Raw genomic sequence first — 2,923 nt, 5'->3', positions numbered from 1 at the left:
TTAACTTGCTCAAATTATTATTTTGTTCGATTAAAATAACAGCAATGATGAAGCAGAACAAGATAGTCATCAATTAAGCAGCTTAAACCATAAAAATGGCATGGTTATTATATGTATAATTTAATTCTGATTACAAATATTTTGCGTATCCTCGATGAAAAAGGTATGACCAAGTCGGAGCTAGCCAAGAAAGCGGGCGTATCGATCGCCTTTTTTACCGATCTGACCAACGACAAAGCCAATCCCTCGCTCAGAATCATAGAAGCCATCGCCGAAGCATTGGAAACTCCTCTGCCGATGCTGCTTGACAGTTCCGATATGGAACTCGCAGACCTCGAGGCACTCGCCAAACGCAAACCTAGTAAATTACCTAAAGGCTTTGTCTGGAAAGGTGGCGTGCTGAGCGAATACGAGGCTTATCAGGTCGATCGATGGGATAAAAAGAATCGCGTATTTTTATCCAAAGAAACCAGAAAGAGTGGAAGCAAAAAGAAAAATTGAAGCATCATTTTCGCTAAAAGCGAAAAAATTGATAAAAAAGCGTTGCACAAATCATATATTCGTTATATTGTTATATTCATTCTAAGCTGAACTGTGTGAATATGACTATACCAGACACATCAGTAACAACCATCCCGGTATCCCCGGCTGCATCTTCATCCGCTTTGTCGGTTAAAGAACGCGCCAAACGCAAGCTTGAACGCGATGCACGTGACATCGTATCCGCGCTGCAAGACCCCGATACCGTTGAAATCATGGTCAATGCCGATGGGCGTATCTGGCTGGAGAAGCTCGGTCAAAAGATCATCTGCATCGGCAACCTTCAGGCAGCACAAGCTGAAGCCATCATTAAAACCGTGGCCGGATATCACGGCAAGGAAATCACCCGGCTCAATCCAATTATCGAAGGCGAATTTCCCCTCGATCATTCCCGTTTTGCCGGACAACTGCCGCCGGTGGTTACCTCCCCTACCTTTGCCATTCGCAAAAAAGCGGTTGCCATTTTTACGCTCGATCAATATGTCGAGAACGGTGTGTTGTCAGCCAGGCACTGCCATGTGATCAAGAATGCGGTACGCGAGCATCGCAATATACTCGTGATCGGCGGCACAGGCTCCGGCAAGACGACACTGATCAACGCCATTATCTTCGAGATGGTGCTCGACAATCCGGATGAACGTATTGTTATCCTGGAAGACACGGGCGAGATTCAGTGTGCAGCACAGAATTTTGTGCAGTATCACACGACACTCGATGTCGACCTGACACAGTTACTCAAAACCACGCTGCGCATGCGTCCCGACCGCATCCTGGTCGGTGAAGTGAGGGGCGCGGAAGCGCTTGATCTGCTCGATGCCTGGAACACCGGTCACGAAGGGGGTGCGGCCACCTTACATGCCAATGATGCGCTATCGGGATTGACGCGCCTGGAATCGCTCATTTCAAGAAACAACCACGCGCCCGCCGACATAAAACCGCTCATCGCGGAAGCGGTCGATGTGGTGATCCATATTGCACGCAACCAGAATGGAAGACGGGTGCACGAGATACTCGAAGTCTATGGCTTTAAAAGAGGCCATTACCAGACCCGACGATTGTAATACTGTTTTAAGGAGCCGGACATGAAGCAGATTCAGATCAAGCCAAGCACCCTGTTATTTTATGCATTATTCATATTGTTATCACTGAGTTTGCTTCTATTGTCTGAAGGCGTCCAGGCTGCTGTCGGTGCCGGCGGCGCACTGCCGTATGAATCCTGGCTCGTGAATTTGCGCAATTCTGTGACCGGCCCGGTAGCTTTCACACTGTCCATCGTCGGCATTGTCGTCGCTGGTGGCATTTTAATCTTTGGTGGTGAATTGAATGCGTTTTTCCGCACACTGATTTTTATCGTGCTGGTCATGGCGCTCCTGGTCGGGGCCAACAACATCATGACCAATCTGTTCCAGGGTGCAGTGATCCCCGTTGATATGGATACCGTGAACCAACCAGAAACAGTGCAAGAAACACAGCAGCAGAAATTTTAACAGCACCCAGAATGTAACTGCAGTAATCGTCACTTTCTCGTTTTACAGGAGGTCTGTCATGGCGTTACGAACCATACCGATCAGACAATCGGGTAACCGCCCGAATCTCTTCATGGGCGGCGACCGGGAACTGGTGATGTTCTCGATCCTGATTGCGGCCACATCGATTTTTGCGGCAATGGAAATCAAGACCACGTTGTTTGGTATTGTGCTGTGGATCTTCGCCTTGTTTGCCCTGCGCCTGATGGCGAAGCACGATCCACAGTTGCGTCATGTCTATCTGCGCCAGCTGCGCTACAAAAAATACTATCCGGCCAGAAGCACGCCGTTTACTATCAACCCGCCGCACATGGAAAAACGGTTCCAATGATGACCGCCATAACCATTCTGATTGCGGTACTGGGTGCGCTGTTACTGTCGATGCTGTTTATGCGCATCCGTGAAACGGAGAAGACATTCAAACTCGACCGGTACCGATCCAAGGAGTCCGGCTTTGCCGATCTACTGGTGTATGCGGCCGTGATTGAAGACGGCATCATTGTCGGCAAAAATGGCGCATTAATGGCCGCATGGCAATTCTGTGGCGCGGATACCGCCAGCAGCACGGACGTGGAGCGCGAACAGGTATCGCTGCAACTCAATCAGGCTTTATCCCGCTTGGGGAACGGCTGGATGATTCATGTGGATGCGGTGCGTAAGCCGGCACAAGGTTATTCAGACAAAGGCCTATCGAATTATCCCGATCCAGTGACGGCCGCCATCGATCAGGAACGCCGCGAACTGTTCGAGCGTATCGGCACCTTGTATGAGAGCCGCTTTGTCGTTACATTGACCTTTCTGCCACCGATACTCGCACAACGCAAGTTTGTCGAACTGATGTTCGATGACGATGCCGA

General features: G+C 49.5%; 4 protein-coding genes and 1 pseudogene. All 5 read left to right on the top strand.

Annotated elements, in window-relative coordinates:
• Nucleotides 1–111: 111 nt before the first annotated feature.
• A complete protein-coding gene (locus tag C8R30_RS15500; RefSeq protein ID WP_107790544.1) occupies nucleotides 112–501 on the top strand; it encodes a helix-turn-helix domain-containing protein in 390 nt (129 codons plus the stop codon).
• 101 nt (nucleotides 502–602) lie between these two features.
• Nucleotides 603–1,601 (top strand): P-type conjugative transfer ATPase TrbB, encoded by a 999-nt coding sequence (gene trbB, locus C8R30_RS15495; RefSeq protein WP_107790543.1) that lies wholly within the window; start codon nucleotides 603–605, stop codon nucleotides 1,599–1,601.
• Between the two features lie 21 nt (nucleotides 1,602–1,622).
• Nucleotides 1,623–2,027, top strand: a complete 405-nt coding sequence (locus C8R30_RS15490; protein WP_107790542.1) for a TrbC/VirB2 family protein — start codon at nucleotides 1,623–1,625, stop codon at nucleotides 2,025–2,027.
• A 58-nt stretch (nucleotides 2,028–2,085) separates the two neighbouring features.
• Nucleotides 2,086–2,397, top strand: a complete 312-nt coding sequence (locus C8R30_RS15485) for a conjugal transfer protein TrbD (protein WP_107790541.1) — start codon at nucleotides 2,086–2,088, stop codon at nucleotides 2,395–2,397.
• Nucleotides 2,394–2,923: pseudogene (locus tag C8R30_RS15480) on the top strand (conjugal transfer protein TrbE); the annotation flags it as partial. The gene C8R30_RS15485 and the pseudogene C8R30_RS15480, both read left to right, overlap by 4 nt.

The organism is Nitrosomonas nitrosa (assembly GCF_003051105.1).
In the GTDB taxonomy this organism is placed as follows: domain Bacteria; phylum Pseudomonadota; class Gammaproteobacteria; order Burkholderiales; family Nitrosomonadaceae; genus Nitrosomonas; species Nitrosomonas nitrosa.
Note: the sequence above shows the minus strand (reverse complement) of the source record. Positions and strands in the feature narration are given on the sequence as shown.

Bases quoted from the DNA above. Each gene is read 5' to 3' on its own strand.
- C8R30_RS15500 (WP_107790544.1), top strand. From the start codon at position 112: ATGTATAATTTAATTCTGATTACAAATATTTTGCGTATCCTCGATGAA.
- trbB (WP_107790543.1), top strand. From the start codon at position 603: ATGACTATACCAGACACATCAGTAACAACCATCCCGGTATCCCCGGCT.
- C8R30_RS15490 (WP_107790542.1), top strand. From the start codon at position 1,623: ATGAAGCAGATTCAGATCAAGCCAAGCACCCTGTTATTTTATGCATTA.
- C8R30_RS15485 (WP_107790541.1), top strand. From the start codon at position 2,086: ATGGCGTTACGAACCATACCGATCAGACAATCGGGTAACCGCCCGAAT.